This window comes from Pseudomonas sp. SWRI18 (assembly GCF_014268345.1).
Lineage (GTDB): Bacteria > Pseudomonadota > Gammaproteobacteria > Pseudomonadales > Pseudomonadaceae > Aquipseudomonas > Aquipseudomonas cedrina.
This window is the reverse complement of record NZ_JACCQQ010000002.1, coordinates 14,052-34,651: the sequence shown is the minus strand read 5'-3', so window position 1 is coordinate 34,651 and position 20,600 is coordinate 14,052. Positions and strand designations below refer to the sequence as shown.

16 protein-coding genes and 1 pseudogene are annotated in these 20,600 nt (G+C 63.0%); 2 read left to right on the top strand and 15 right to left on the bottom strand.

Annotation, left to right across the window (positions count from 1 at the left end; all coding sequences use genetic code 11):
• The 11 genes and pseudogenes from pgaA to H0Z09_RS02770 form a co-directional block, all read right to left on the bottom strand.
• Positions 1–2,481 carry a poly-beta-1,6 N-acetyl-D-glucosamine export porin PgaA gene (gene pgaA / locus H0Z09_RS02815; protein WP_186687085.1) on the bottom strand — a complete coding sequence of 827 codons (2,481 nt, stop codon included), beginning with the start codon at positions 2,479–2,481 and terminating at the stop codon, positions 1–3.
• Positions 2,482–2,802: 321 nt separating this feature from the next.
• The gene (locus H0Z09_RS02810; RefSeq protein ID WP_186687076.1) at positions 2,803–4,299 is read right to left on the bottom strand and encodes a YdgA family protein; all 1,497 of its coding nucleotides are present in this window, start codon (positions 4,297–4,299) and stop codon (positions 2,803–2,805) included.
• A gap of 146 nt (positions 4,300–4,445) precedes the next feature.
• Positions 4,446–5,078, bottom strand: coding sequence for an NADH:ubiquinone oxidoreductase subunit N (locus H0Z09_RS02805; RefSeq protein ID WP_076951497.1), 633 nt, complete (start codon positions 5,076–5,078; stop codon positions 4,446–4,448).
• 90 nt (positions 5,079–5,168) lie between these two features.
• Positions 5,169–6,611, bottom strand: coding sequence for an efflux transporter outer membrane subunit (locus H0Z09_RS02800; RefSeq protein ID WP_186687073.1), 1,443 nt, complete (start codon positions 6,609–6,611; stop codon positions 5,169–5,171).
• Positions 6,608–7,498: an HlyD family secretion protein gene (locus H0Z09_RS02795; protein ID WP_186687070.1), complete on the bottom strand. Its 891-nt coding sequence runs from the start codon at positions 7,496–7,498 to the stop codon at positions 6,608–6,610. The genes H0Z09_RS02800 and H0Z09_RS02795 overlap by 4 nt, the downstream gene beginning before the upstream one ends.
• Positions 7,495–7,704: a DUF1656 domain-containing protein gene (locus H0Z09_RS02790; RefSeq protein ID WP_012721577.1), complete on the bottom strand. Its 210-nt coding sequence runs from the start codon at positions 7,702–7,704 to the stop codon at positions 7,495–7,497. Before H0Z09_RS02790 ends, H0Z09_RS02795 begins: the two co-directional genes overlap by 4 nt.
• Positions 7,701–9,779 carry an FUSC family protein gene (locus tag H0Z09_RS02785; RefSeq protein WP_186687067.1) on the bottom strand — a complete coding sequence of 693 codons (2,079 nt, stop codon included), beginning with the start codon at positions 9,777–9,779 and terminating at the stop codon, positions 7,701–7,703. Before H0Z09_RS02785 ends, H0Z09_RS02790 begins: the two co-directional genes overlap by 4 nt.
• Complete coding sequence (locus H0Z09_RS02780) at positions 9,776–10,186, bottom strand: MarR family transcriptional regulator (RefSeq protein WP_186687064.1); 411 nt, start codon at positions 10,184–10,186, stop codon at positions 9,776–9,778. The genes H0Z09_RS02785 and H0Z09_RS02780 overlap by 4 nt, the downstream gene beginning before the upstream one ends.
• 405 nt (positions 10,187–10,591) lie before the next feature.
• Positions 10,592–10,765: pseudogene (locus H0Z09_RS27250) on the bottom strand (antitoxin); the annotation flags it as partial.
• Between the two features lie 8 nt (positions 10,766–10,773).
• Complete coding sequence (locus tag H0Z09_RS02775) at positions 10,774–11,019, bottom strand: DUF2789 domain-containing protein (protein ID WP_076951488.1); 246 nt, start codon at positions 11,017–11,019, stop codon at positions 10,774–10,776.
• 34 nt (positions 11,020–11,053) lie between these two features.
• On the bottom strand, positions 11,054–12,658 hold the full coding sequence (locus tag H0Z09_RS02770) for a glycosyltransferase family 39 protein (protein ID WP_186687061.1): 1,605 nt from the start codon (positions 12,656–12,658) through the stop codon (positions 11,054–11,056).
• Positions 12,659–12,832: 174 nt separating this feature from the next.
• Here H0Z09_RS02770 and H0Z09_RS02765 point away from each other — a divergent pair, with 174 nt between their 5' ends.
• Both H0Z09_RS02765 and H0Z09_RS02760 read left to right on the top strand, forming a co-directional pair.
• Positions 12,833–15,001: an outer membrane assembly lipoprotein YfiO gene (locus tag H0Z09_RS02765; RefSeq protein WP_186687058.1), complete on the top strand. Its 2,169-nt coding sequence runs from the start codon at positions 12,833–12,835 to the stop codon at positions 14,999–15,001.
• On the top strand, positions 14,998–15,702 hold the full coding sequence (locus tag H0Z09_RS02760) for a DUF3142 domain-containing protein (protein ID WP_186687056.1): 705 nt from the start codon (positions 14,998–15,000) through the stop codon (positions 15,700–15,702). The genes H0Z09_RS02765 and H0Z09_RS02760 overlap by 4 nt, the downstream gene beginning before the upstream one ends.
• Positions 15,703–15,714: 12 nt before the next feature.
• Here the strand turns inward: H0Z09_RS02760 and H0Z09_RS02755 are convergent, their stop codons facing one another.
• The 4 genes from H0Z09_RS02755 to H0Z09_RS02740 all read right to left on the bottom strand — a co-directional run bounded on the left by H0Z09_RS02755 (position 15,715) and on the right by H0Z09_RS02740 (position 20,489).
• Complete coding sequence (locus H0Z09_RS02755; protein WP_186687054.1) at positions 15,715–16,284, bottom strand: hypothetical protein; 570 nt, start codon at positions 16,282–16,284, stop codon at positions 15,715–15,717.
• 124 nt (positions 16,285–16,408) lie between these two features.
• On the bottom strand, positions 16,409–17,884 hold the full coding sequence (locus tag H0Z09_RS02750) for an efflux transporter outer membrane subunit (protein ID WP_186687052.1): 1,476 nt from the start codon (positions 17,882–17,884) through the stop codon (positions 16,409–16,411).
• Positions 17,881–18,939 (bottom strand): HlyD family secretion protein, encoded by a 1,059-nt coding sequence (locus tag H0Z09_RS02745; protein WP_186687050.1) that lies wholly within the window; start codon positions 18,937–18,939, stop codon positions 17,881–17,883. The genes H0Z09_RS02750 and H0Z09_RS02745 overlap by 4 nt, the downstream gene beginning before the upstream one ends.
• 14 nt (positions 18,940–18,953) lie before the next feature.
• Positions 18,954–20,489 carry an MFS transporter gene (locus tag H0Z09_RS02740; RefSeq protein WP_186687048.1) on the bottom strand — a complete coding sequence of 512 codons (1,536 nt, stop codon included), beginning with the start codon at positions 20,487–20,489 and terminating at the stop codon, positions 18,954–18,956.
• Between the last annotated feature and the right edge of the window lie 111 nt (positions 20,490–20,600).

The following is a 20,600-nucleotide window of genomic DNA, read 5'->3' as shown; positions in this document are numbered from 1 at the left end:
TTAAAAACGGTAAGTGAGGTCGACGAGCAGGCGCAGATCGCGTTCGCGATCGCCGTCATACGTGCGGCTGACCAGGCTCAGGTTGGCGCCGGCTTCCAGTACGTCGTTCCAGCGAATACGCTGGCCGTAGCCGATCAAGCCGACACCGCCGCTGGAGTAATCCTGCTGGCGATAAGTGCCCGCGCCGACCTGGAACTGCTGACTCCACTGGGTCTCGTAGCGGTGATAAAGCACATGATTGACGTTGACGGTGGGCATCACGCCGAAGTCCGACTTCGGGTTGAAATAAGCCGTGTCTTCTTTGCTGTTGCGGCTGGCGCTGACCTCCAGGCCCAGTTCCACTTGCACCTTGGGCGAGCTGTAGATGCCCTCGCGGCCGGTGAGCAAGGCTTCGACGCGGTCGTTGCCGTCGCTGAAATGGGACGGGCTCACGGCCAGTCTCCACTCACGGCTTTCATTGGCGCGCCAGCGGATAAAACCGCTGCCGCCGTTGGCCGTGACGTCAGCATTCAGCGCGCGCAACGGGGTGGTCGCCGCGAGGTAGTCGAGGCTGCCGCCGTATTGCCAGTGGTCGTTGATGTCGCGGGCAATCGACACGCGCGCGCCTTGCTTGGCGCCAAAGCCGTAGGAATGGTTGGAGACCTCGGCTTCAAGGGTCATGTCACGGGTTCGCCGTTCCACGCCCACGCGCTGCCAACGGTGATGGCCGGTGCCTTCGGCAAACTCGGCGGTGCCGTAGCCCGCGCCGGCGAACAGCCGCCAGTCTTCGTCGATGGGCGGCGTGTAGATCACGCTTTCAATGCCCCAGTCACGGCTGCCGGTTATTGCGCCGCTCTCCTCGTTATTGCTGCCGCCGAAGCTTTTGCCGGTGTAGGCCTCGACGCGGACTTCAGCCATGTCGTGCACTTTGCGCAGGCGATCGAGGCGCTGGACCTGGCGGTTTTCAGGGGCGCGGGCGACCACGTCATCGGCGAGCAGGTCGAGTTGACGCCACTCCTGCAGGTCCAAAGCGGTGAAGCCCTGGGACATTTCCACGCCGATGTCGCGCGGGCTCTGGTTTTCGGTTTCCTTGAGTGACGCTTCGGCGCGTCTTGGCCATTCGCGGGCACGGTACATCTCGGCCTGCGCCAAACGCACGCCGATGCTGCCTGGGGCTTTGTTGCCCAGGGTTTCCAGGCTTTCTTCGCTGGTCTCCAGGTCATCGCCATAGGTTCCGGCCTGGGCCGCCAACTGCTGGGCGTCCATCCACTCATCGTTGGGGTTGCCGATGGGCAGGCCCTTGAGCTCAACCCGGGGCTTCTCGGTGCGGGCCAGGTTATCGGCGACCGCGCGCGCCTCTGCCACCTGGTCGTTTTCCAGCAAGGCGTAGAACAGGGCGGAGCTGTCTTTGACATGATCGCCCGGGTCGGCATCCGCAGCGGTCACCGCCTGGCGATACAGCGGGGCGGCTTTTTCCGGCAGGCGCTGGTCGAGGTAGGCGGCAGCGACCCAGCGGACGGCGTAGGTCGGCAATTGCACGCCTTGAGCCTTGAGGGCTTCGTACTCGCGAATCACCTCGGCGGTGCGCGCCCGCGCCTTGAGCGCGCCGAGGCGGTCGATGCGCCAGATCATCACGTCGCCCTGGGCGCTGGCGTCCGGGGTCCAGCGGGCGAGCAGTCGGTCGTAGTCCGCAAGCGCGCGATCGGCGATCACAAAGCGTTCTTTCTCGGTACGCGTGGCGAACTCGGCCATGCGCACGCGCTCGGCGGCCAGGTCGCCTTCGAGGCGACGCTGGGTGACGGCATCGATCAGCCCCGGGCGCTGGGCCGACAGGCGCAAGGCGGCTTCCGGCAGGCGGGCCTTTTGCAGGGCCACGAGGTATTCGCGGGCGACTTCGGGCTTGTCGCCGGCGCGGATAAAGGCCTGGTCGAATTCAAACAGGGCGTCGTAGTTCGAACCCGCGCGGGTCAGGGCGTAGCCCAGGGCCATGCGCCGGTTCGGGTCATCGGGCTTGGCGGCGACCAGCGCGCGGGTGCGCTGCACGGCTTCAGTGGCTTTGCCTGAATCGGCCTGGGTAAGGGCCAGGCCCAATTGCAGGTCGAGATTGTTCGGTTCACGCAGCAGCGCCTTGCGGTAGACCGTTTCGGCCTGCGCCCACTTTTTTTGGTCGCGGTAGGCACGCGCGACGGTGGCCAGCGCCTGGGCGTTCAAATTGCGATTCTGGCCTTGCGCTTCGTACACCTTCAGCACTTCGGCATCCTGGCCGGCCCAGCCGGCGATCACCAGGTGGTCGCTGATCTGGCCTGGCGTCTGGCGCTCGGCGGGCAGTTGGCGCAGTTGAGTAAGGGCGGGCGTGAAGTTGCCATTGCGCGCCTGGATGATCAGGGCGTCATAGGCCGGGTCGGCCATCGCAAAGGTGGGCATCAGCAACTGGCTGCACAAGGCTGCTCCGATGAGCAGTCGCAACCGGCCTGATGCACTGAGTGGTGGGTTTGGCAACATATCGTCGGCTTCCTTACAAGGAAAGCTGTAACGATGGGTGAGCCTGAGCGGTGCGCATCAGGGTGTCGGCGTCTCGGGACCCGACCTAGCTTTCCTGGGGGAACTATCCCTTAGCGGAGAAAGGGGGAGGGAGATTCAGAACAATTGTTCAGAATTGCTGGCCAGTGCCACAAACCAAATGTGGGAGCGGGCTTGCTCGCGAAAGCGGTGTGTCAGCCAACCTCTCAGGTGACTGGTACACCGCTTTCGCGAGCAAGCCCGCTCCCACATTGTTTACTGCATTTCAATCGAACCGCTTTGGGCGGCCCGATTTATGAAGTCTTACTGAGCGCCGCTCACCGAGCCGACCTTGGACATCACGAAGCCAATGAACTGCTCGACGGTCATCTTCTGGCCGTTGAAGGTCACTTCATTGTTGGCGTAATGCAGCTTGGACACCACGTCGCTGCCCACCAGGGTCGCCAGTTGCGTGCCAACGGCCATGCCGCTGACCATTTCGCTGGCCATCTGGGATTGCTGCTCGATGGCTTTAGGGTCGGTCACACCGCCCACCTGCGCCTGCAAGGCGGCAACGTCGGCGATCATCGGCTTGGACAGGGTCAGGTTGGCGTCCAGCAGCGCAACGATCTGCTTGCCCAGTTCAACCGGCGGCAGTTCCATGGAGGCCGGCTTGGCCAGGTCCAGCACCAGGTTGAATTTGCTCTCCCCGTGGGTGGTTTTCAGCGACAGGTTTTCCAGCGCCAGGTGCGGCTTGGCGGCCAGCAATTGGTTGACGTTGGCTTCGGCCAGGGCTTGCTCGGCCTCGGTCAGTTGCAACTCCGGCACTGGCTGGCCCGCGGCGGCGGCGGCTTGCACCGGCTGCATCTTGTCCTGATACAGCTTGGTCAGCAGCAGGCTCGATGGCACATCGATGTTCTTCAGGCTCAGGGCCATGGCGGCGGAGCCGACGGGTTTGCCCTGATAACCGATCTCGTCGATCTTGTAGTCGACGCGGCCGGCCATGATGTTGTCGTTGACTTCGCTGCTGTCTTTCTGCTCGAAGCCCTTGAGGGTCAGTACGGCTTTTTGCGGGCCGAAGGTGAGCTTGGTATCGGTCAGTTCGATGGTGTTCTGGCCGGTGTAGAAACCAAAGGTGGATTTCTCCAGGTTGCTGGCCACGGTCAGGCCGGCGAACTCGGCATCGAACGGCGCGCCATTGGCGTCAACCACCGCCAGCTTGAGGCTATTGATGTAGCCATCAACCTTGACCTTCTTGCCTTCGGCGGTGCTGTCGAAATCCAGGTTCAGGCCGGAGAAGCTCACCGAGGACGTCGGGTCCTTGAAGTCCAGGGGCAGCAATTCGAGGTTACCGCTCACCGAACGGCTGTAGCCGATATTGGCCACGCCTTTGAGCGGCGATTTGTCTTTGGCGGCGGCGAACCATTTCTCGGTGGTGGCGTTCTTTTCCAGTTCATAGTGACTGGTGGCCATGACCGGCAGCCATTTGAGCGAGACCAGGCGCGAGAATGGCAGCGGGCCGTGTTCGATATGGTCGACGATCAGCAGCTCGGGGTTCGGGTTCTGCTCGCCGAAAAACGAGCCCTGGCCCGTGAGGCGATAGTGGGCGGTGCTGCTGAACAGGCCACGGTCCAGGGACACCAGCTCCAGGGCAACGGTGCCGTCGACGCCGGCCATGGAACGTTGCAGTTCCTTGTTGGCGTCCTGCACGGCCGTTTGCAGCACCGGCTCCAACTGCTTGCCGGTATACCAGGCACCGCCTGCACTGACGACGCCCACGGCGACAACGAAACCCAAAAGAACAACGGCTGGCTTATTCATGAAGTGACCTGATCAAATCCTGTGAGAAGTGGGCTGTCTTCCTTGAACCCTGAGGGGGTTGGCTCAAGCCCGCCGAAAACGGGGGAAGATTAGCACTGGCGGCCGCGAACGGCCCAGCTTTTCAGAGGGATCGGTTCAGCAGGAGTTCAGGAGTACTCCAGCTCAATTTCATCGAGCTGGTGGTCGAAGCTCTTCAGGCGCGCCGTCCAGGTGTATACCAGCACCTCAAACTCGCGGTGTATCACGGCGTTTGCGGGGGTGTCGGACTTGGGGTCGCAGAAGTCCAGCTGGTAGCGCTCGCGGGCCATTTGCGTTGCAACGTCGGACAATTCCCGCGCGTTATTCAGCCAGTGCCTACCTTCGGCGACTTGCCGGTCGAGGGCCACGCACTGTTTTTTCAGGACTTCGAGGCTTTTTTCCAGCGGCGTGCCGGTGAGGTCACCCATGACTTCCTGGAAGGTCCGCCCCGGCTGCCAATAGCTGCCCCAGAAATAGCGGTCGAACACGGTTTCGACCCGGCGCAGCGCGACCTTGGTGTCCCAGATCACCACCCGGGTCTTGCCTTGTTCGAGAAGTTTTTTCTTGACCCGCTGGTTCTGGTAGGAGGCCCAGGCCACTACGCCGATGGACAGGGTGCCGATGACCAGGCAGGCGCTGTCGAGAAACACCATGGCCTTGTCGAGTTGATGGGCGAGCATGACGCCGTAAAAATAAGCGGCCGATAACAACACCAGTGCGAACAGCACGCACCAGAACGCGGGAGCATAAGGGTTTTTCATTTCGCGATCCCCATGAGCAACGCAAGCGATATCAGGCGAAGCGCCCTGAAAACAAGGGGACGCTCCACCTGACAAAGCATAGCTACCTGCTCAGGGTTTGCCGGGCTGTGAGGCTTGCGTTCGTCCGCTTTCCCAACCGCCGCCCAGGGCCAGGAACAGATCGATCTGGCTCATGGCAACCTGGGTGTTGGCCGCTGCCAGTTGCGCGCGCACATCGGTGTAGGTGCGGGTGGCTTGCAGGTCGGCCAGGAACGATGCGCGGCCGGCCTGGAAGAAGCGATGGGTCTGGGCCGCCGCTTCCTTGGCCGACTCGCCAGCGTCGCTGAGGGCGTCGCGACGTTGCAGTTGCGCGGTGTATTGCGCAAGGCCCGTCTGGGTTTCACGGATGGCGTTGAGCACCACGCCGTCAAAGTGCGCCAGGGCGCCCTGGGTCGCGGCCTCGGCTTCGTGGATGCGCGCGCGGGCGCCATTGGTCGGCACCGTCCAGCTGATCATCGGGCCAAAACCCCAGCGGTTGGTCGCCGGTTGGCCAAGGTTGTCGAGCAGACCCACGGTGCCCACCGTGGCGCCGATGCTGATATCCGGGTAAAGCGCGCCGGTGGCCACGCCGATGCGCGCGGTGGCCGCGGCGAGTTGGCGTTCGGCCTGGCGCACATCCGGGCGGCGCTTGAGCAGGGTCGCGCCGTCACCTACCGGCAGCAGCTGGGCGATGTGGGGCAGTTCGGCGCAGGTGTTGGTGCCCGCTGGCAATTGGTCCACCGGCTTGGCCAGCAGCATCGACAGGCGGAACAGCCCGGCCTGGCGCAACGCCTGGTAGCGCGGCATATCGGCGCGCAGGGATTTGTATTGGGTTTGCGAGCGCGTCACCTGGGTTTCATCACCCCGCCCGGCGTCCCGCAGGCGCTGGGTCAGTTTCGTGCTCTGGGCTTGCAGCTCAAGGGATTCGTTAGCGATCGCCAGCTCTTCGTTCGCCGCGCACACTTGGGTGTAGGACCGCACAACGTCCGCCACTAGCGTGATACGCGCGATATCGGCGGCGGCTTGCGCGGCATCGGCGCTGGCCTGGGCGCTTTCGATGCCACGTTGCAAGGTGCCAAACAGGTCGAATTGATACGACGTGGTGATACCAACGCTGCCGATGTTATCCACCGGGACTTTGTCAGCCAGCAAAAACGCTTCGCCGGATTCCTGCAGGCGCTGGGCTTCTGCCTTGGCGCCAGCACTCCAACCACCCGCCGATTGCGCTTGCTGGGTTTGAAAGCGCGCCCGCTGCAGGTTGGCGGCGGCCACGCGCAGGTCGGTGTTGGACGCCATGGCCTGGCGCACCAGCTCATCCAGGCGCGGGTCTTTGTACAGCTTCCACCAGTCCGCCGGCACCGGCGCCGACACCACATTGCCGCCCTTGCCTGCCAACTCGCCTTGCAGGTCACTCCGGTTGATGGCGGCCTTGTCCGGCAATTGGTAGTCCGGGCCCACCGCCTGGCAGGCCGACAGCAGCAAACCCAGCGCGGCGCTTGCCCACAGCTGCTTCATGGCGTGCCTCCGTCTTTAACCTTATCGCCGATGATCGAGACGGTCGCGGTTCGCCCGGCGATCATGCGGAAGTCCGGCGGCACCTCGTCAAATGCGATGCGCACCGGAATCCGCTGGGCCAGGCGCACCCAGCTGAACGCCGGGTTGACGTTGGGCAACAGGTTGGAGCCGCTGCTGCGGTCGCGGTCTTCGATACCGGCGACGATGCTCTGCACATGGCCGCGCAGGCGGGCGTTGTCGCCGATCACGCGGATGTCCACGTCCATGCCGACATGGATGCCGTCGAGCTTGGTTTCTTCGAAATAGCCGTCGATATGGAACGAGTTGCTGTCGACCACCGACAACACCGGGCGCCCGGCGGTGACGAACTCCTGGGTGCGCGGCGCCCGGTCGTTGACGTAGCCGTCGACGGGGCTGCGGATTACCGAGCGGTCGAGGTTGAGCTGGGCCGAATCCACCGTTACCTGGGCCTCGGCCAGGGCCGATTGGGCACGGGCGACGCGCGACTGGCTTTCTTCCAACTGCTCGCTGGGCACCAGGTTGCCCAGGCCACGGTTACGCTTGTACTCGCGCTGGGCCTGGGCCAGGGTTTCCTGGCGGTCGGCGACGGCGGCCTGGGCCTGGCGCAGGGCCAGCTTGAAACGGTCCTGGTCGACGGCGAACAGCACCTGGCCTTTGGTCACCAACTGGTTGTCGCGCACGTCGACGCGCTGGATCAGCCCGGACACGTCCGGGGCGATCTGCACGATGTCGGCGCGGATGTGGCCGTCACGGGTCCAGGGCGCGAACATGTAGTACATGACCATGCGCCACACAACGACGACCGCAAACGTCACGATCAACAGCGTGAGGACCACACGGCCGATGGTCAAAAAAGGTTTTTTCATGTCATCAGGTATCGACTGAGTGAGTCCACCGCGCCCAGCAACAGCGCGTATAGCCCCACATTGAACAATGCCCGGTGCCAGACCAGGCGATAGAAGTGGACGCGGGTCAACAGCCCGTGCACCACCAGGAACAACACGTACGTAATGCCCATCAGCACCAGCAGCGTGGGCAGGAACACCCCACTGATATCCAGATCACCGATCATAAAGGCGCTCCATCAGGCAGCGGCGCTTGCAGCTCGGCGCCGCCAATGAACTCCACGCCCGGCAACAGCGCCAGGCGCAAACCGGCCAGCGCATGCAGCAAGTGCAGGCGGGTGTCGTCTTCGTCTTGCAGGCCTTGCCCGTTGAGGGCGCGACGCGTGCGGTCCAGCGTCATCAGCAGACCGCTGGGCGCCGGCAGGCGTTCACCGGCCTTGAGGCAGGCCTTGAAATAGCCGCCCACGCCTTCCACCACCTGGTTGAGCAGCACCCGTGGCACACCGAGCACGCGCGGCGAATAGGCCAACAGGTCGAGCAGGTTCAGCGCCACGCGCAAATCGCGCAGGGCGGTGCCGGTGTCCTGGTTGATCAGCGCCAGGCGCGGCAGGTGCTGCATCAGGCGGTCGAGCATTTGCGCGGCCATGTGCCGGTGTTCGGCGAGGGTCGCCGGCTCCGTGAGGCTGACGATGTCGCGCCAGCTGAAACGGGTCAGGCGCTTGGCCGCCAGCTCGGCACCGAAGGGCCGCGCGATCAGCGTCCACACAAAGGCGAACAGCAGGCCCACGGGACCGGCCAGGTTGACGTTGGCGAAGTTGAGGAAGTCGGCGTCATAGGCGCCCTGGATGCTGATGAATGACGAGGTGTTCACCAGCGTCAGCAACATGCCCAGGTAAAAACGCGGCTGCACGGTGAGCGTGCCGATGCAGATAAACGGCACGGCAAACGCCAGCACCAGCATCGGGAAATCATGCAGGTTGGGCAGCACCAGGAACAGATAGAGGCTGGCGAACAGCACCGACATGGCCGTCCAGAAAAAGAACCGGTAGATCTGCGGCGCCGGGTCGTCCATCGAGGCGAAGAAACTGCAGGCGACGGCGGCCAGGATCACTGCGCTGCCGCCGTCGGTCCAGCCCAGCAAAATCCACAGCACCGAGGCGACGATGATCGCGGTGACGGTGGAAAATGCCGAGTAGAACATCAGCCCACGGTCGAGGAACGGCGTGAGCCGGCCCAGCCGCCAGTGGCGATAGACGGCGCGCCAGGTGTCCTGGCTTTCGCACTGGATGGCGGCTTGCAGGCTGCGGCAGTCCTGCCACAGGTCGATCCATTCGGCCAGACGGTAAAGGGCGTTGGAGAAGAGCAGCGTGTGGCGGTCGTCCAGCGCTTCGCCCTGGGGTTGGGCGGCGTCGATCTTGTCGCGCAGCACGCGCCAACGTTCCAAGGGGGCATTTTCTGTTGTGCTTTCCAGCCAGGCACTGGCGGCTTCCAGCAGCGGCGTGAACTGATCGAGAAACTCCGGTGCACGGTGTTCGATGGCATAGATCGCGTCGTCCAGGGCGTCGATCACCGGCAGCAGGTGGATCATCCGCCCGCGCAGCTCCTTGGTATTACGCACCGTCTGCGGCCGGGCGCCTTCGTGGGGCAACTGGCCGATCATCAATTCGAGGGTGTTGAAGGTGGCGACCATACCGCCGCGCAGGGTGCTGATTTCTTCAGGCTCAACCGTGCGCGTGAGGAAGCGCTGGCTGTAGACCTGCGCGTCGGCAAACCACTTGGCCACCGAGCCATCGAACACCGGCATCAGCCGGCGCGGCCAGAACATCGCGCCCACCACCGCCGCCACGGCGATGCCGAGGAAGATCTCTTCGGTGCGCGCCTCGGCCACGTCCCACACCGCCAGCGGGTTATCCACCACCGGCAGGGCGATCAGCGGCAAGGTGTAGCCGGCGAGCATCAGGGCGTAATTGTTGGCGGTACGCAGGTGCATCGACAGAAACAACAGCGTGCCCGTCCACAGCGCAATCACCACCACCAACAGGTACGGCGACTGCACAAACATCGGCACGAAAACCACCGCCGCCGCCGCGCCCATGAAGGTGCCGATGGCGCGGTACAGCGCCTTGGAACTGGTAGGGCCGACAAACGGGCTCGACACGATATACACCGTGGCCATCGCCCAGTACGGACGCGGCATTTGCATGAGCATGGCGATGTACAAGGCAATCATCGACGCGGCAAAGGTACGAACCCCGTAGAACCAGTCTTTGGCAGGCGGCATGCCGGTGAAAAAACCATTCACGGCGTCGCCGCCTCGAAGGCGCGCAACACACGCAGCGCGGCCTCCAGATCGTCGGGCGCGATATTCGCCAGGACGTCCTTGCGCAGGCGCACCAGTTGCGCTTCCACCGCGTGTACCAGTTCGCGGCCACGCTCGGTAAGGCTCAATGACTTGGCGCGACGATCATGGATGTCTTCGGTGCGGCACACGTAGCCGTCGGTACACAGCCGGTCGAGCAGGCGCACCAGCGACGGGCTTTCCATCCCCGAGGCCTGGGCGACTTTTACCTGGTGCACACCGTCGCCCAAGCGGCCGATCATCAACAACGGCACGGCGCAGGCTTCGGAGATGCCATAGCTCACCAGCGTGCTCTGGCAGATTTTGCGCCAGTTACGGGCGCCCACCACCATGCTGCTGCTGAGGTTCATCTGGAGTTGTTCGAGGGATTGAGGCACTGGATCGTTCGCATACAGTTAGTTTGCTAACTATCAATATGGTGGAATGATCAAAACGCGTCAAGTTTTGAAACAATTTAGCGGATGGGTGGTGGAAGGTGTGATAAGTAAAGCGCATTTGAGTGCGGGTGTTGCATTTTCAGCGATAGCCGCAACACCACAGAATCCAGTGTGGGAGCGGGCTTGCCCCGCGTTGGGCTGCGCAGCAGCCCTAAAATCAGACTCTGCGGAATATCTAATACACCGCATTCTGCTGACTGGGGCTGCTGCGCAGCCCAACGCGGGGCAAGCCCGCTCGCCACAGAGACCTCAGTTTGCTGCGCGACAGCGCCAAATCAGAGATTCGGAGGGCTCTCCCACATTTAGCTCAGCAGTGCTTCAAAGGTCATCCAGACTTACCGGTACAGGCGTCTCATGGCTGCGAGAGCGGACAAGTTCCGCCAATTCCAAGTCATCCAGACGCTCCATCATCGCTTCAAATACGTGGGCAGGAACCCTATAGCTCATCACACGATTGTGACTGAGCACGGCAACCGGTCCACCATGGGCGCCATTCATCTTCAAACCCCTCGCCCGCCCCGCAACATCAAATTCAACTCATCCACCACCACCGCCCAATCCGCATCGTCCAGAATCTCCTCGCGCAAAAACGCTCTCTGGCTGTCTGTCCAGAAGAACGCATCCGCCAGTTTCAGCTCAGGCTTGAGCGGCGAGTGAACCGTCACGAATTTCTCGATGCTCACCGGGTCATCCGGTAGCCCAAGCTGTTTGAACAGTGACGGCAGGCTATGCATGCTTGATTCCATAATGGGACTCCTGAGCGCAAAGAATTATTTCAGTCTAGCGGCAGCCTTCGGGTTGCGCCGACGCAACATTGCACAACACAAACAATCGCGCCCTGGCGCCGCCGCCCTCCTGGCGACTGAGTTCGCGCCAGCCAGGGGGCAATGGGGCGAATTCATCTGGCGCCTCAACGCTGCTGATCAGCCACACGCGGCGGGTGTCAGCGGGCAGCGCCGACAGGTGGTCGAGGTAGATGCGGCCGCCGTCCTGGTCCACCAGGGTGCCGAAACCGTAAGCGTTGGGCCGGGTTGGCGTGCCGTCGGGTTTGGGCGGGGTATACAGCTGCAATTGAGCGTCGGTCTGGTCGTAATACACGTAGCTCAAGTACCACATCATGTCGCTGAGGACGATGCGGTCGCCTTCCTGGTAATTGCGGTTGACGAACTCCACCGGCACGTTGAATTGGTCATGCTCATCCACCGCAAAATTATTTTTCAACCCGACCAGTTCCACGCCTACGAACAGCACAAACAGTGCCGCCCCCAGCAGAGAAAAGCGTGAAGGCAAGCGGTCGATTGCGATCGCGAAAAGGATCGGCAAGCCCAAGGCATACACCGTCAGGTAACGCTCGATAAATACCGGGGAAATAAAAGACGCCCCGTACACCAACAACAGCGGCAACAGGAAAAACAGCGCCAACAGGCTGGCCGGACGGTAGCGTTCGCGGTCACGCCAAGCGGTGATCATGACGACCGTCACCAGCAGCAATGGAAACAGCCAGAACAACGGTGCCCAGAACCCAATGCCTTCATCCTGCAGCATGAACTGCCAGATCATCGACGGCAGCGAGAGCAGGTTGACCGGCTCTTCCCAGCCGATGTCGCCACCCACCTTGAGTTGTTCGACGTGCTGCACCAGATCCAGCAGGTTCGGTAGCCACGGCAGGAACAACAGCACAATCGTGGCGTTGGCCACCCACCATGCCGGGCGCGTGATCAGGCGCTGTTCACGCGCCGTTGTGACACCCAGCACGCTTAGGTAGCTCCAATGCACCAGCACGCACAGGGCGGTGAAGTAATGGGTATAGAAACCAGCGCTCATCAATACGACATACGCCGCCAGATAGCGTGTGCGCTCGGGTTGCCGCACCCAGTACACCAGCGCCAGCGTGGCGCCCAGCAACCACACGGCCAGCAGCGAATACATGCGCACTTCCTGGCTGTAGCGCACCGCCGTCGGCAGCAGCGCCAGCAGGATCCCCGCCAGCACCGCCGCACGCCGAGTGGACAATTGCCGTGTCAGCCAGACGCCCAGCCCTACGGCAATCACACCGGGAATGGCGCTCATGCCGCGAATCGACCAGATACTGTCGCCGAACAGCTCGATCCAGCTGCGCAACAGGACAAAGTACAGCGGAGGGTGCACGTCGTGCGCCGCGTGGAACCACAAATCGGCCAACGCGTATTCGCTGAGCAACAGGCTGGAGCCTTCATCGCCCCAAATGGCCGCTGCCGTCAGGTTGTAAAAACGCAGGGCGATAGCCAGTGCCAGGATCGGCACCCACCAGAGTCGGCTGATCCAGCCGGCACCTTCCCAAGTGAGGCGGTTGAGTGCGGGTAATGCCCCGACCTTTTCGTTTCGCTCTACCACAGACCGACGCACCTTGATTCCCCAACCCTTGATTGCCTGAATGCAAACACCGCCACTCTAGGGCAAAAGCCCTTGATTCGCCTTCATAGACCGACAATTCGACAATTTGTGCAGGGCTTCTCCGAAGCGGTGGTAGGAACACGCTACTATTGCGCTCCTCCACGGACTCAGGCTCAAGGACACGTCATGCGCATCGGTTTCCTGTCACCCCTGGCACTGGCACTGCTCGCCGGAATTTCCCAACAGGCCCAGGCCAGTTCCGATGACTCGTGCTACCCCGATTGGCGGGTCGCGCGTGACAGTCTCGACTCGTGCAGCAACCAACCCTTCCTCAGCCCGGGCAACGACAGCCGCGTCAACCTGCGCCTGTTGCTGGCGGACAAAAATGCTGCGCCCCTGACGCCCAACGCCTTGAGCGAAGATGACCTGGCCCAGGGCTTTGGCCCGGTGCCCTTCCCGGTCTATCGCCTGGCGCCCGTGCCCGCAACGAACGACGAACCCGACAGCGCGCCGGATGATTCGCGCACCGCTGAACTCGACACGTTGCTCCAACCGTTGGGCATCAAGCGCGACGACTACAAAACCGCAGGCGAAGCGTTCCTTAACGGCGAAGGCAGCCGCTGCCGCAGCAACGACGATGACAGCGCCACTGCGTTTATCAGCCAGGTGATCAAGGCCGATATACCGGCGACCGAACGCGAGTTGCTGGTAAAGGCACGCCTGAAGCTGCTTACCGCCTGTTCCTGGGACGGCCAGGTGGCCGACGCCCAACAGTTCCAGTCCAGCGAAGGCCAACGGTTGCGCACTTACCTGCAAGCCGCCGCCGACTTCTACAGCGGTCGCTTTGGTTACGCCGAACGCGGTTTTGCCGCCGCCAGCACGAGCAATCTGCCTTGGCTGCAGCAGACTGCGCTGTACATGACCGCGCGCACTTCCTTGAACCAGGCCCAGGCTGAAGCCTTCGACGAGTACGGCATGCCGCGCCTGGAGCAGGTGGACAAGTCGGCGCTGAGCGATGCCGAACAGGGCTTTCTCAATTACCTGAAACAATATCCACAAGGCGACTACGTGGCCTCTGCCCGTGGCCTGTTGCGCCGCGTGTATTGGCTGGCCGGGGACAACGCCAAGCTCGCCGAGGCCTACGCCTGGGCGATGACCGAGGCAACGAACGCGCAGCGCAATGTGTCCGTGGATGAACTGGTGGAAGAAGCTGATCTCAAGCTGTTGATGGTCAATAGCCAGACCGTCACTACGCCAATGATCCAACTCGTCAGCGACCTGATGGTGATGCGCGGTGGCAACCAACCCGCCCTTTCCCGCGCCGACCTGGAGAAGCAAAAAGCCGCGTTCGCCGGCGCGCCGCAACTGTACGACTACCTGCTGGCGACGCATGCGTTGTACACCGAACATCAGCCGGACGCCGCGTTGAAACACTTGCCGCAGAGCGTGCCGACGAGCCTGGATTACTTCGCCTTCAGCCAGCAGACCCTGCGCGCTCTGGCCCTGGAAGCCAAGCAAGACTGGAAAGGCGCCGAAGCGCTCTGGCTGCAACTGCTGCCCCTGGCGAAACTGCCGTTGCAACGCGACCAGTTGGAGCTGGCCCTGGCCATGAATTATGAGCGCAGTGGTCAACTGGCCAAGGTCTTCGCCGCCGACTCACCGATCAGCGCCAGGCAAGTGCGCTATATCCTGTTGCGCAACGTGGCGGGCCCCGAGCTGCTGCGCCAGCAGATCGCCCAGGCGAGCGATCCGGTGGAGCGCCAGACGGCGCAGTTCGTGCTGCTCTACAAAGACCTGCTGCGCGGCCAGTACGCCACCTTCGCCGACGACCTCAAGCAACTGCCGGCCGCTGCTCCGGAAGACAAACTGGGCACCAGCCTGGGCTACGTCTACGGCGCCAGCCAGACCTTGAAGCTGTTCCAGTGGAACGGCGACAAGGCCGAGTCCGGTTATGCCTGCCCAAGCATCGCGCAAATCGCCGCAACCTTGCAGGGCGATGCCAAAAACCCACAAGGCCTCAATTGCATGGGTGAGTTCATCCTGCGCAACGGCCTGGACGGCATGCCGTTGGAACAGGCACGCGCCGCTGGCAGCCTGGGCAGCAGCGCGTCGGACTTCAAGGGTGAAACGTTCTCGCGCCTGGACGGCTACAAACAGGTGATCGGTAACGCCAAGGCGCCGAAGAATGACAGGGCCTACGCGCTGTTCCGCGCCATCAACTGCTATGCGCCGTCGGGCTACAACAGCTGTGGCGGCCAGGATGTCACGCCGGCAGTGCGCAAAGCCTGGTTCCGTCAGCTCAAAAGCAACCACGCCGACACCCAGTGGGGCAAATCGCTGCAGTACTACTGGTGAAGCACCTGTGGCTAGGCTTGCTGTTGCTGGCAAGCCCGGCTTTCGGCGCCGTCGACGCCCGCGACTATGATGCCTTCTGGCTGTGGAGCGGCGTCACGCCACAACCGGTGCTCAAGCAGGCCAAAACGCTGTATATCCTCCAGGGCCAGATCAACTCCACCCGCCGCGCCCCGCAGCGTGGGGTGCAGATGATCGCCCAAGGCATCAGCGTGCCGCGCCTGACCCAGGGCGACATCTGGATCGTCTACCGCGCCCACACCCTGCACTGGCCCGAGCAGGTCTACCGCCAATTGTTCGGCCAGGTGCAACGCTGGCGCGACGCAGGCAACCCGGTGGTCGGCATTCAGATCGATTTCGACGCCCGCACCCAGTACCTGCACGAATACGCCCACTTCCTGCGCGACCTGCGCCAGCGCCTGCCCAGCGACCTGCGCCTGAGCATCACCGGCCTGATGGACTGGAGCAGCAACGCCGACCCCGCCGCCATCGCCCAGCTCAAGGGCGTGGTGGATGAAGTGGTGGTGCAGACCTATCAGGGCCGCCACAGCATCCCGGATTACGCGGCGTACCTGCCACGCATGAATCGCCTGGGGCTGGCGTTCAAGGTCGGCTTGATTCAGGGCGGGGCGTGGGAGGAACCGAAGTATCTGCAAGGGAGTGAGTGGTTTCGAGGGTATGTGGTGTTTTTACAAAACCCTTGAAACGCGGGCCCCTCATCCGGCGCCCCAGACACCTGCTGTAACAAGCAGCCCCCACCCCAATAGCCCAGCCGCTATTCCAAGCCAATTGGCACGCGTCAGGCATGCGTTTCCCTCTCCCTCCGGATCGCGTTCCAAGTGATTGATCGCACACTGCAGCTGCAACGCGAGCGCCACTTGCAACACGGCAATGCAGGCCGCTACAGCAAGTGCCGCAAACGGTGAGAGCAGCCACAACACCGTGAGGGGCAAACACCCACACACAAAGATCATCACCGCCAGGCAACGCGGCCACCAGTGATAGGCGGATTCACCCTGTTCCAGTTCCTGCATCACGCGAAGAATGAGCGAGCAAAAATAGCACGCCGGGAACAGCACCCGAACCCAGGGCCACAGCCGCTTGCCGGTAGCTTGCTGATAAAGCGTCCATTGCCGGTAGAGCCAATAGGCAAAGTAGCCACCCAGCGTCAGCAACACCATGGAGAGAAATTTGCGCGGAGCCACGACCAAAAACATGGGTTGGCGAACCGGCATCCAGCTCAGACGGGACTGCGGCGTGGCGTAAGGATTTTCGGCGATGGACATAGGCAGTTCTCGCGAGGTTAGCCAATGGAAAGCTAACGCTCGCGAGACGTTTAGGGTTCACCCACGACTCAATCAGGACGTGTCCTACAACCGAGTGCCTACCAGTCGTAGGTCTGGCTCGACACTACCGTGCGTCCTTCGCCGTAATGGCACCCAGATCACTGGCGGTTTGCAGCGGATACACCGATTCCCACCCTCCGCCCAGCGCTTTGTATAACCCAACCATCGCCAGGGACACACCCGTCGAGCTTTCCACCCACTGCTCCTGCGTGGCCAGCAGCGCGCTTTGCACGGTGAGTACGTTGACGAAATCCACCACGCCTTCCACGTACTGCTGCTGCGCGGTGCGCAGGGCGATCCGGTTCTGGCGCACGGCTTCGGCGAGGCTGTCGCGGCGCAGTTGGCTGGCGTTGTAGCGGGTCAGTTGGTCGTCGATTTCATGCCAGGCCCGCAGCACCGTTTGCTGGTACGCCAGCGCCGCTTCCTGTTGCTGGGCTTCACGCAGATTCAACATGCCCTGCAGTCGTCCGCCGTTGAACAGCGGCACGCTGAACTGCGGGCCGAAGGCAAAGGCGCGCGAGCCCCAGGAACCGAAATCCGACAGTTGCATGGCCTGGGAGCCAAGATTGCCCGACAGGGTAATGCGTGGGTAGAAGTCACCTTTGGCCACGCCAATGTTCGCAGTGGCAGCATGCAGCCGGGCTTCGGCCTGGCGGATATCCGGGCGACGCTCGGCCAGTTCCGACGGCAGGCCGATGGCAACCTGGCGCTGGGTTTGCGGCACGGCGGCGTCCTTGGACAACTGCGCATTCAAGGCCTGGGGCGGCTCGCCCATCAACAGGCTGAGGGCGTTGATCAGTTGGTCCTGGCGCTGCTGAAGATCCGGCAGGCGTGCTTCGATGGCGGCGACTTGCGCTGCTGCTTCAGCGACATCCAGATCCGTCGCCACGCCGTCGGCCAAACGCAATTGCGAAAGTTTGAGGCTATGGCGGGCAACGTCGAGGTTTTGCTCGGTGACGGCGCGAGTGTTCTGTACGCCGCGCAGTTGGATGTAGTCCTGGGCGGTCTCGGCCAGGACTGACAGCAGCACCGCGCGGCGGTCGTTTTCGGCGACGTGCAGGGTGGCGTCGGCGGCTTCGGTTTCGCGCTTGACGCGACCCCAGAAGTCCAGCTCCCAGGATGCGGAGAAGCCCATGTCCCACTGGTTGAACGCCGAACGGCCGTTTTCACCGGACGGATCATTCAAGCCTTTGCCGCTGTTGCGCTTGCGCTGGTAGGCCCCCGTGGCGTCGACATCGGGGTAGCGCTCGGCGGTGGTTACCTGGCGTACGGCGCGGCTCTGTTCCAAGCGGCTGCTGGCCAGTTTCAAGTCGAGGTTGCCGGTGAGCGCACGACGCGTGAGCGCCGAGAGCTGCTGGTCGTGGAACACGTCCCACCAGCGCTCCTGCAACGGGTCGCTGACGGCACGGCTGGCCGCCTGGCGCCCCTGGGGTTGGCTCCATTGCGTCAGTTGTGGGCTGTCGGGTTTGTGGAAATCCGGGCCAACGGTGCAGGCGCTCAGGCTGATGAGGCTCAAGGTAAGCCAGGCAATCTGTTTCATTGCTGGGCCACCTCATGCTGCTGCGCGGTCGGCTGGGTGTCGACGGTGGCTTCCACCGACATGCCGACCCGCAGGCGTTCGGTCAGCGCCTGGTTGGGTTCGAGGACGATTTTCACCGGAATGCGCTGCACGACCTTGGTGAAGTTGCCGGTGGCGTTATCCGGCTTGATCGAAGCGAAGGTCACCCCGGTGGCGGGCGCCAGGCTTTCCAGATGCCCGTTGAGCAGCTCACCGTCCAGGCTATCGACGCGCACCTGCACAGCCTGGCCGGCATGCATATGGGAGAGCTGGGTTTCCTGGAAGTTGGCCACCACGTAGGCCTGTTCCAATGGCACTACGGCGAGGATCTTGCTGCCTGGCGTCACATAAGCGCCAACCCGCACCGCACGCTCGCCGACCATGCCGTCCACCGGGGCGACGATGCGCGTGTACGACAGCTGATAACTGGCCAGCTCCAGCGCGGCCTGGGCGCGCTTGAGCCCACCTTCGGCGGCATCGCGCTGGGCGGTGAGGATCTCCACTTGCTTGCGTTCGGCCGCCAGCACCGCCGTGGCGTTGGCCAGGCGCGCAGTGGCCTGGTCGATGCGGGTCTTGGCTTGCTGGGCGTTCTGCACGGTGCCCGCGCCCACTCCGGCGAGGTGGTTGTAGCGGTTCAATTCGTGTTCGGCGAAGGCCACTTCGGCACGATCCGCCGCCACAGTGGCCTGCGCCTGGGCGATCACCGAGCTCTGGCGTTCAAGGGTCGCGGCAGCGTTTTTCAGCTGGGCCCGGGCAACCAAGGTATCGGCGTCGGCTGCCTGAGCGGCGGCACGGAAATCGCGGTCGTCGATCAGCGCCAGCAACTGGCCGGCCTTGACACGCTGGTTGTCCTCCACCAGTACTTCCTTGATGAAGCCCGCCACACGCGGCGCCACCAGGGTGAAGTCTGCGGCGACGAACGCGTCGTTGGTGGTCTGGCGCTTGCTGCCCAGCAGACCCGGCGCGGCCAGGTACACGATTACGCCAACCGCCAATATGGCGATAACGGAGACGGCAATTTTATCTTTGCGTTTCATGAACAGTCCTTCAATCAAGTCGGTGCGCGAGGCGGGAAGATCCGCGTGGGCATCCAGAAAATCAGCAGGATCAACGCGGCCGCGACCGCGGCCATGACCCAGTAGAGATCCGAAGAGGTCAGTACCACGGCCTGCTCGTGCAGACGGTGCGCCAAGCCCGGCGCTTCGCCCTCGACCAGGGGCGAGTTGCCCAGGCGGTCCACCAACCGGGTCGAATGAAAGTGCAGGCGCTGGGTGGTCAAGGTATCGAGCACGCCCGTGGCGATCACGGCGGCCAAGCCCTTAATGGTGTTGAACCAGGCCGAAGCGAACGGGCCGTCCGTTGGCTGGATGCTGCCGGTGGACAGCATCAGCAGCGGCAGCACGGCCATCGGTTGCCCCAGAATCTGCAGCAGGTACAGCCCGTAGAAGTCGTCGCGAATCCACGCCGAGGTCAGCTGCGAACTGCCCACGCAGCACAGCACCAGCATGCCCAGCCCGATCCCCAGCACCCAGCGGCAATCGACCCAGCGCAGGTTGCACAGCGCCGCCACCAGCGGCAACGCGATCAATTGCGGCAGCGCCATCAGCAACATCACTGGCGCGGTTTGCAGCGGCCGATAACCCTGGACCTGGGCGAGGAAACTGGACGGGATGATGATCACCGAAGTCAGCACCATCAGCACGCCCGCCAGCACAATCAAGGCAAACGAGAGGTTGCGCAGGCCGAGCATCTGCAGCTTGAAAAACGGCATGGGGTGCGACCACTCATTGAGCATGAACAGCACCAGCAACGCGCTGCCGCCCCACAGCAGAAAGGTGATCAGCCCCGATTCGAACCAGTCCAGGCGATTGCCTTGCAAGATGCCGATCACCAGCATGCAGATCGCCGGAAAGCCCAGCAGCAGGCCACGCCAGTTGAACTGCTTGAAGCGCTCCAGGCGCAGCGGATCCTGGGGCAGTCCGTAGGCCACGGCGGCCATCGCCAGCAGGCATGGCGCGACGATTTGCCAGAACGCCCACTGCCAACCGACGTACTCGGTCCACAGCGCCGCCAGCGGCGTGCCCAGGCTCGGGCCAAACGTGGCGGTAAGTGCATAGCCGGCCAGGCCGTAGAGCTTGACGCTGGCCGGCAGGAAGCGCAGCGCGACAGTCATCAGCATCGGCGGCAACGCGCCACCGGCCAGGCCTTGCACGGTGCGCAGCACCAGCAGGCTTTCGTAGTTCGGCGCGAACGGGCACAGGATGCCAAGCAGCGTGAACAGGCCGATGGCGCACAGGGTGAAGCGGCGCAGAGAGAACGTCACCGAGCACCAGGGTGCGAAGGCCATGGCGGACACCGAAGTGGCGGTGTAGGCCGCAACCAGCCAGGTGCCTTCGTCAAAACCGATGGACAGCGCACCGCGAATATCCGCGAGCGCGACCTTGGTGACCATCTCGTTGAGGCCAGAAATCAGCACCGCCAGCAACACGCCGACCAGGCCGATGATAATGCGCGGGCCGAAGACGGGAGGAGTGATGGCGGTGGGTTTGGCTGCGGCCTCAAGGGCGGGTGCAGCGAGGGAAGTCATGAACAGGTAACTCGGAATGGTCAATACCCGAGCAGTTTAATCAGGTAAATCCATGACAAAAAGTTACTTGTTGGCAGGTTATAAGTGCGTCAGACGCAATTCTAAAATCCA

What these genes read in the sequence shown, in the direction of transcription:
- pgaA (WP_186687085.1), bottom strand. Translation starts at nt 2,481, where the DNA reads ATGTTGCCAAACCCACCACTCAGTGCATCAGGCCGGTTGCGACTGCTC.
- H0Z09_RS02810 (WP_186687076.1), bottom strand. Translation starts at nt 4,299, where the DNA reads ATGAATAAGCCAGCCGTTGTTCTTTTGGGTTTCGTTGTCGCCGTGGGC.
- H0Z09_RS02805 (WP_076951497.1), bottom strand. Translation starts at nt 5,078, where the DNA reads ATGAAAAACCCTTATGCTCCCGCGTTCTGGTGCGTGCTGTTCGCACTG.
- H0Z09_RS02800 (WP_186687073.1), bottom strand. Translation starts at nt 6,611, where the DNA reads ATGAAGCAGCTGTGGGCAAGCGCCGCGCTGGGTTTGCTGCTGTCGGCC.
- H0Z09_RS02795 (WP_186687070.1), bottom strand. Translation starts at nt 7,498, where the DNA reads ATGAAAAAACCTTTTTTGACCATCGGCCGTGTGGTCCTCACGCTGTTG.
- H0Z09_RS02790 (WP_012721577.1), bottom strand. Translation starts at nt 7,704, where the DNA reads ATGATCGGTGATCTGGATATCAGTGGGGTGTTCCTGCCCACGCTGCTG.
- H0Z09_RS02780 (WP_186687064.1), bottom strand. Translation starts at nt 10,186, where the DNA reads ATGAACCTCAGCAGCAGCATGGTGGTGGGCGCCCGTAACTGGCGCAAA.
- H0Z09_RS02775 (WP_076951488.1), bottom strand. Translation starts at nt 11,019, where the DNA reads ATGGAATCAAGCATGCATAGCCTGCCGTCACTGTTCAAACAGCTTGGG.
- H0Z09_RS02765 (WP_186687058.1), top strand. Translation starts at nt 12,833, where the DNA reads ATGCGCATCGGTTTCCTGTCACCCCTGGCACTGGCACTGCTCGCCGGA.
- H0Z09_RS02755 (WP_186687054.1), bottom strand. Translation starts at nt 16,284, where the DNA reads ATGTCCATCGCCGAAAATCCTTACGCCACGCCGCAGTCCCGTCTGAGC.
- H0Z09_RS02750 (WP_186687052.1), bottom strand. Translation starts at nt 17,884, where the DNA reads ATGAAACAGATTGCCTGGCTTACCTTGAGCCTCATCAGCCTGAGCGCC.
- H0Z09_RS02745 (WP_186687050.1), bottom strand. Translation starts at nt 18,939, where the DNA reads ATGAAACGCAAAGATAAAATTGCCGTCTCCGTTATCGCCATATTGGCG.
- H0Z09_RS02740 (WP_186687048.1), bottom strand. Translation starts at nt 20,489, where the DNA reads ATGACTTCCCTCGCTGCACCCGCCCTTGAGGCCGCAGCCAAACCCACC.